The organism is Dechloromonas denitrificans, from assembly GCF_001551835.1.
GTDB lineage: Bacteria > Pseudomonadota > Gammaproteobacteria > Burkholderiales > Rhodocyclaceae > Azonexus > Azonexus denitrificans.
The window spans coordinates 641,776-649,040 of the sequence record NZ_LODL01000035.1 but is presented as its reverse complement, the minus strand read 5'-3'; the positions used below and the strand labels follow the sequence as shown (position 1 = coordinate 649,040).

Here is a 7,265-nt window from a genome sequence, read left to right as displayed (position 1 = left end):
GCCCCTCAGACAGTGCTCGCCGAAGGCCCCCGGCATTTCTGCGTTGCTCGGCACCTTTCAAGGGGCCCGGAAAAGCGTCCGTGCTCGACGGTAAGTTTTCATTTCTTGCTTTTTTGGATGGTCGACCGCAGCAATTAAAAAAACCGGCTGCTGCTTGCTCCGCGACGCCTTTCGGGTCCCCATGTAAAGCGCCGAGCAACGCAGCTACTGGCGGAAAAAGCGCGAGGACTGTCTGAGGGCCGAAGGCCCGAGTTCCGCAGCGCCCGCCAGTAGCGAGTAGCGCAGGGAAGTCGGCGCAGCCGACCGCGTAACCTGGGGTCGCCTTTTCTTTGGCTACTTTCTTTTGGCGAAGCAAAAGAAAGTACGCCCGCGCCGCAAGCGCGGAAAACCACGGTCGCCAAGCCCACTCCCTGGATTCCCGCCTGCGCGGGAATGACGGACAAGCGCAATCAAGCCACATCCTTATACCGCCCATAGGTGTAATGTGCCGCACAAGCCCCCTCCGACGACACCATGCACGACCCCACCGGATTCTCCGGCGTGCACACCGTGCCGAATATCTTGCAGTCCTGCGGTCGCTTAACGCCACGCAGGATCGCCCCGCATTCGCAGGCCTTGTGGTCGGGCACCGAGGCATAACCGAGCGGGAAGCGCTTTTCGGCGTCAAATTCGGCGAACTGGCGGCGAATGCGCAGCGCCGAGTAGGGCAGCACGTTCAGGCCGCGCCATTCGAACTGCTTGCGCATCTCGAACACTTCGCCGACCAGTTGCTGCGCTTTCAGGTTGCCGTTGCGGTCAACGGCGCGTGAGAACTCGTTTTCGACTTCGGCCCGCCCTTCATTGACCTGACGGATCAGCATACGGATCGCCTGCATCACGTCGAGCGGCTCGAAGCCGGCGATGACCACCGGCTTACGGTATTCCTCGGCGAAGAACTCGTAGGGCCGGCTGCCGATGATGGTCGAGACGTGGGCCGGGCCGATGAAGCCGTCGAGCGGTACGGTACCCCACTGGCGGACTTCCGGCGATTCGAGAATGCTCGAAATGGCCGACGGGGTCAGCACGTGACAACAGAGCACCGAGAAATTCTTCAGGCCGAGCGCCGCCGCCTGCTTGATCGCCACCGCGGTCGGCGGCGTCGTCGTCTCGAAGCCGATGGCGAAGAAAACCACCTGCTTGTCCGGGTTCTTCTGGGCCAGCGCCACCGCATCGGCGCTCGAATAAACCATCCGGATGTCGCCGCCGCGCGCCTTGGCCTTGAGTAGCGACAGGCCGCCGGAAGCCGGCACGCGCAGGCAATCGCCGTAGGTGCACAGGATGACCCCTTGTTCCAGTGCCAGGCGGATCACCTGATCGACGCGGCCGATCGGCAGCACGCAGACCGGGCAGCCCGGGCCGTGGATCATCCGGACATTGTCCGGCAGCAGGTCGGAAACGCCGTAGCGTGAGATGGCATGGGTGTGGCCGCCGCAGAACTCCATGAAATGGTAGCGCCGGTCGGGTCGCGCTTCGCGGCGGATGGCCTCGGCCAAGCCTAGTGCGACGTCGCCATCGCGGAATTCGTCGATGTATTTCATCAGTGCAGGGTCGGATCGTCGCCCAACTGGCCGATTTCGCCGAACAAAGCCAGCGTTTTCGCCGCTTCTTCCGGATCGAGCTTGTTCAGCGCGTAGCCGACGTGCACGATGACGTAATCGCCGACCGCCACGTTGTCGACCAGGGCCAGCGAGATTTCCTTCCGGACGCCGGCCAGATCGACCACGGCGTTGTCGCCTTCGCGCAGTTCAACCACTTGCGCGGGAATTGCCAGACACATGCTTCATCTCTCCTTGAACATCTTGCGCGCCAGCCAGGCCTGGCCAAGCGCCAGACCGCCGTCGTTGGGCGGCGCCTGGCGCGCTTCGAGCAGCGTCAGGCCCGCCGTTTCCAGATGTCGGCGCAAGGCCGTCATCAGCAGCGCATTCATCGCACAACCGCCGCCGACGGCGATTTTTGCCTCTTTTGAGCCGTGCACCGCGCCCCGCAGGAAGCCCCCTTGGGGGGCAAGGGCCTGGACGACCCATGCCGCCAGCCCGGCCGCCACGGTGGCGTGGAACAGCGCCGCCCCTTCCGCCGCATCGTGACAGACCAGCAAGGCGCCGATCAAGGGCGACAGGTCGAGCCCGCCGTCGCGCAGCACGAAGCCGTCCGCCAGCGGCGGGACCGGGCCGTGGGCGACGGCCAGGCTTTCCAGCAACATCGCCGCCTGTCCTTCGTACTGTGATATTTCGCAGACGCCGAGCAAGCCGGCCGCCGCATCGAACCAGCGGCCGAGGCTGGAGGTCGGCGGACAGCGCAGGTCGCGGGCCAGCATGGTGAGCAGCGGGCCGCCGTCGCGCTCGGGATAGCGCTGCTTCAGCCAGCCGCCGACGCGGTAACCGAGGCCGGCGCCATGCAGGGCGGAGAGCGCCATGCGCCACGGCTCGCGGGCGGCGCGGTCGCCGCCGGGCAGTTTGAGCGGCGCCAGATGGCCGAGGCGGTCGCAGCGGGCGCCGTCCAGGCGCAACAGTTCGCCGCCCCAGGCCCCACCGTCCGGACCGAGGCCGACGCCATCGAGCGCCAGGCCGATGATCGGCTCGTTGACGCCATGTTCGGCACAGATCGCCGCCAGATGCGCCTGATGATGGCCGACAGCCAGCGCCGGCACGCCCAGTTCCGCGGCCAGGCGCAGGGCCAGCTGGGTCGAAGGGTAGTCCGGGTGCAGGTCGTGGACGATCAGCTCGGGCCGGACATCGAGGATGGCCAGCAGGTGAGCGACCGTTTCTTCGAGAAAGGCGATTGCCGCCGCGTTGTCGAGGCCGCCGATGTGCTGCGACAGGAAGGCTTCCTTGCCTTTCAGCAGGCAGACCGTGTTTTTCAGGTAGCCGCCGAGCGCCAGTACGCTTGGCCCGCCGTTGCTCAAGGCAATTGGCAGCGGCACGTAACCGCGGGCCCGGCGGATGAAACTCGGGCCATCCGCTGTCGCGCGCAGCACCGAATCGTCGCAGCGGACGACGATGTCGCGGTCGTGCACCAGGTAGGCATCGGCCAGGCCGGCCAGGCGCGCCAGCGCCTCGGCATTACCGGTGACCAGCGGCTCGCCGTGCGGGTTGGCACTGGTCATCACCAGCAGCAGTTCGTTTTCCTGGGCCAGCCAGTCGCTGCCGCTCGGTCGCCCTGCCGCTTCGTGCCAGAGCAGCAGGTGCAGCGGCGTCGCCGGCAGCATGACGCCGAGCGAAGCGAGGGCGGGCGCGATCCCGGGCAGTTCGCCGGCCCCCTTGGCGCACAGCACGACCGGGGCGGCGGCGCTGCGCAGCAAACCCAGTTCGGCGGCACCGATCTCGGCGTAGCCGGCCAGCGCAGCGGCGTTCAGCGCCATCACGGCAAACGGCTTGGCCTCGCGCTGTTTGCGCCGGCGCAGTTCGGCGACGGCGGCGGTATTGCGCGCGTCGCAGGCGAGATGAAAACCACCGAGGCCCTTGATGGCGACGATGCGGCCGGCCTGCAGCAGACGCAGGGTTTCGCCGATCGGGTCGCCGGCCAGCGGTTGGCCGGCCGCATCGAGCAGGCTCAGTTGCGGGCCGCAGGCCGGGCAGCAGGTGGTTTCGGCATGGAAACGGCGGTCGACCGGGTCGGTGTATTCGCTGGCGCAGGGCGGGCAGAGCGGGAAAGCGGCGAGGCTGGTCTGTGCCCGGTCGTAGGGAATCCGGCGGCTGACCGTATAGCGCGGGCCGCAATGGGTGCAGGTGGTGAAGGCATAGCGCCAGCGCCGGTTGGCGGGGTCGCACAGCTCGGCGATACAGGCCGGGCAGAGCGCGGCGTCGGGGCCGATGGCGGTGCCGACGCTATCGGCGACGCTGTCGCGGATGGCGAAGCCGCTGTCGCTGACTTCGGCCGTTTCGCTAACGATGTCGTCGATGCGGGCCAGACGCGGGATCTCGTTGGGCAGGCGGGTGATGAATTCGGCCATTTTTGCCCCGTCGACCGCCAGGGTGACGCCGGCGCCGTCGTTGCGCACCCAGCCGTTCAGGCCGAGTTCGTTGGCCAGCCGCCAGACGTAGGGACGAAAGCCGACGCCCTGGACGAGGCCGCGAATGCGCAGCAGCCGACCGCTCACTTGGCGGCCAACTGACGCTCCAGGTCGGCGACCCGACGCTTCAGGGCATCCACGGTTTCCGAGCGTTTGGCGCGCTGCGCCTCCAGGCCGGCCTCGATCCAGTTCAGCCAGGCGGACAGGCCGTCGCCGCTGCTCGCCGAGACGCGGAAAATGGTCAAGTTTGGATTGACCCGGCGGGCGTTGGCTTCGGCCAGGTCGGCGTCGAAGTCGAGGTAGGGCAGCAGGTCGCACTTGTTGAGCAGCATGACGTCGGCCGCGGCGAACATGTCCGGGTACTTGAGCGGCTTGTCCTCGCCTTCGGTCACCGACAGGATGGCGACCTTGTGGTGTTCGCCGAGATCGAAGGCGGCCGGGCAGACCAGATTGCCGACATTCTCGATCAGGAACAGCGACTCGTCGGCCGGCTGCAGGCGCAGCATGGCGTGGCCGACCATGTGGCCGTCGAGGTGGCAGCCCTTGCCGGTATTGATCTGCAGGGCCGGCACGCCGGTGGCGCGGATGCGCTCGGCGTCGTTCGAGGTCTGCTGGTCGCCCTCGACGACGCTGATCGCCAGCTTTTCCTTGAGCAGTTCGATGGTCTTGACGAGCAGCGTCGTCTTGCCGGAGCCGGGGCTGGACACCAGGTTGAGCGCGAAGATGCCGCGCTCGTCGAACCAGGCGCGGTTGGCGGCGGCATAGCTGTTGTTCTTGCTCAGGATGTCCTGTTCGATCTGCACCATCCGCGCCTGACTGAGGCCCGGCACATGGGCGCGGGCCGGCCCCGTGCCGTAGTCGAGATCGCCGCTGACGGCTGGTTCGTGATGATGATGATCATGGTCGTGGTCGTGGTCGTGCTGATGCTCGCCGTGATGGTCGTGCGGATGCGCATGGACGCTGCCGTCGGCGTGCGGGTGGCTGTGCGTATGTTCGTGCGCATGGTCATGGCTATGCACCGTGCCATCGGCGTGGACATGACTGTGCGCATGCGCCCCGCCTTCGATTTTCGTTTCCCCTGCCCCGCAGCCACAAACCGTACACATAAAGCTTCTCCTCTTACTCGATTTCGATTTCCTTGACCCGCATTTCGGTGCCGCCGGTGGCCTGCACCTGGTAGCTGCCGCAGGTCGGGCAGGCGCCGAACAGCTCGCGCATCGGCACCGTCGCGGCGCACTGCATGCACCAGCCCGCCCCCGGCACCTCGGCGATTTCCAGCGCCGCGCCGTCGGCCAGACTACCCCGGGTCACCACCTCGAAGCAGAATTTCAGCGCTTCCGGCTCGACCGAGGACATCTGGCCGATTTCCAACACGACCAGTTTGACCCGCTGCGCATTTTCGCGCCGGGCCGTATCTTCGACCAGCTGCAGCACGCCCTCGGCGAGCGACATTTCATGCATCTTCCAGCTCCAGCACGTAAGGCAGACAGGGATCGAGCGCCAGCACCGCCTGCTCGACCAGCCGTCGGGCGGCGCAGAAATCGGCAACCCGAGCCCCGGCCAGCAGCGCGGCGAGCGGGCCGGCCGCGGCAAAATGGCAATCGGTCGGCGCCCATACCCGGTAGTTCATCACCTTGCCCTCGACCACCCGCACGGCGTGGGTCAGCGCCCCGCGCGCCGTGATCGTCTGGGCGACGCCCCAACCATCGTCGCCGGCCGCGGCCAGCGGATAGGGACGGTTTTCGGCCAGCGCCGCGGTTGCCGCCTCGACTTCGGCCAGGCGGTGGGCGAAAGCGGCGCCGATCGAGACCGGATGCCGCACCGCCGGATGCTCGGCGACCGCCCCCTGCCAGTAAGCCAGCCAGGCCTGCGGATTGAGCGCAGGAAAGGCAAAATTCAGCGCATGCCGGCGGTCGACCAGTTGTAAACGGCATTTTTCGGCGAGCTCGGCCAGCGTGCCGTCAACCAGGCTTTGCGTCGCGGCCACACGGTTGGTGCCGAGGCGCTCGGCCCGCCAGGCGACGAAGGCCTCCTTGGCCGGCGGCAGGCCGAGCGTCGGCGGCCAGTCGAGGAGCAGGCGCCAGAAATTCTCGTGCAGCAGTTCGATCCACAATTCGGCGTCATCGACCGGCCGACGCTCGACACCGTCGGCCGCGGCCAGCGCCGCCTGCGCAGCGGCGCGCTGAGCATGGGCGCACAGTGTGTAGATGTAGGGCACGGTCTTGATCACGGCTTCCGGCGGCTGGCCGATGAACAGGCGCGTCACCGGCGGCCGTTGCAGATCGACCGCGATGTCGCTCAGCCCGCCGTTGGCGTAGCGGGCGCGCACCGTCAGCAGGCCGCCGCTGGTCGTCATCCGGACAAACCGAGAAAGGCACGCCGGGTCGGCGCCGGCGCACTCGCCGGGGCGCTCAGCGGTTCGGCAAACAGCGCATGGGCGGCAGCCAGTGCGGTCAGCCGGGCCTGCTCGTGGCTGTCGAATTCGAGGACCGGCGAGAACAGCGAACACAAATGGTAATTGCCCAGGCTGGCCTCGTCGGCGACGGTGAATTCGTAATCGCCGGACGGGAAACGCCAGTCGTGCTTGCTGCAGGCGGCCAGGGCCGGCCAGCCGTCAAGCTGGCCGGGCAGGCAGAGCAGGTTGATCGCCCACGGCGTAATCATCACCCCCGCCCAGTGGCCGGCCGCCGTCCGCTGAAAGCCGACGGCCTCGACCTGCAGGCGGGCGTTGCAGATCGGCAGATCGGCCATCCGCGTCGCCGCGATATCTCTGAAGACGGCAACCAGATCGGGCGACGGATCGCTGGCCCAGATTTTCATGCGCCGAGCACCATGAACTTGTGGCGCGGCGCATCGCAGCCCGGGCAGCACCAGTCATCCGGCAGCGCGGCAAAGGAGGTGCCGGGCGGAATGCCGCGCACGTCGTCGCCCTGCGCCGGGTCGTAAACCCACCAGCAGATGCCGCACTCAAGCCTGTCATCCGGCTTGACCGCCAGAAATGAACCTTCGAAACGCATGATCAACCCTGAAAAGGCAAATCGGACAGCGTGCCATCCGGCACGCCGGAACTACCGCCACCGACAGTACACCAAGTACGGGGCGGCGGTGCAACTAAGGAAGTTCTGATTTATTCAGAAATGTCATTCCCGCGAAGGCGGGAATCCAGAAAAACCAACGAACTGGATCCCCGCCTTCGCGGGGATGACGAATATTTCAG

The 7,265-nt window shown here is 67.0% G+C and carries 8 protein-coding genes; all 8 read right to left on the bottom strand.

The annotated features are described in order from the left end of the window. Positions 1-449 precede the first annotated feature (449 nt). Genes hypD through AT959_RS17905 form a run of 8 tightly spaced genes read right to left on the bottom strand, consistent with a single transcriptional unit; the run spans position 450 to position 7,065 of the window. Positions 450-1,577 carry a hydrogenase formation protein HypD gene (hypD, locus tag AT959_RS17940; protein ID WP_066886152.1) on the bottom strand — a complete coding sequence of 376 codons (1,128 nt, stop codon included), beginning with the start codon at positions 1,575-1,577 and terminating at the stop codon, positions 450-452. Beyond that, on the bottom strand, positions 1,577-1,816 hold the full coding sequence (locus tag AT959_RS17935; protein ID WP_066886149.1) for a HypC/HybG/HupF family hydrogenase formation chaperone: 240 nt from the start codon (positions 1,814-1,816) through the stop codon (positions 1,577-1,579). Before AT959_RS17935 ends, hypD begins: the two co-directional genes overlap by 1 nt. 3 nt (positions 1,817-1,819) lie before the next feature. Further along, complete coding sequence (gene hypF, locus AT959_RS17930; RefSeq protein WP_066886147.1) at positions 1,820-4,135, bottom strand: carbamoyltransferase HypF; 2,316 nt, start codon at positions 4,133-4,135, stop codon at positions 1,820-1,822. Further along, positions 4,132-5,154: a hydrogenase nickel incorporation protein HypB gene (gene hypB / locus AT959_RS17925; RefSeq protein ID WP_066886144.1), complete on the bottom strand. Its 1,023-nt coding sequence runs from the start codon at positions 5,152-5,154 to the stop codon at positions 4,132-4,134. The genes hypF and hypB overlap by 4 nt, the downstream gene beginning before the upstream one ends. Positions 5,155-5,167: 13 nt before the next feature. Next, positions 5,168-5,509 carry a hydrogenase maturation nickel metallochaperone HypA gene (hypA, locus tag AT959_RS17920; RefSeq protein ID WP_066886141.1) on the bottom strand — a complete coding sequence of 114 codons (342 nt, stop codon included), beginning with the start codon at positions 5,507-5,509 and terminating at the stop codon, positions 5,168-5,170. Then, a complete protein-coding gene (locus tag AT959_RS17915; protein ID WP_066886137.1) occupies positions 5,502-6,404 on the bottom strand; it encodes a hypothetical protein in 903 nt (300 codons plus the stop codon). Before AT959_RS17915 ends, hypA begins: the two co-directional genes overlap by 8 nt. Next, positions 6,401-6,868 carry a [NiFe]-hydrogenase assembly chaperone HybE gene (gene hybE, locus AT959_RS17910; RefSeq protein ID WP_066886134.1) on the bottom strand — a complete coding sequence of 156 codons (468 nt, stop codon included), beginning with the start codon at positions 6,866-6,868 and terminating at the stop codon, positions 6,401-6,403. The genes AT959_RS17915 and hybE overlap by 4 nt, the downstream gene beginning before the upstream one ends. Then, positions 6,865-7,065: a rubredoxin gene (locus AT959_RS17905; RefSeq protein WP_066886488.1), complete on the bottom strand. Its 201-nt coding sequence runs from the start codon at positions 7,063-7,065 to the stop codon at positions 6,865-6,867. The genes hybE and AT959_RS17905 overlap by 4 nt, the downstream gene beginning before the upstream one ends. Between the last annotated feature and the right edge of the window lie 200 nt (positions 7,066-7,265).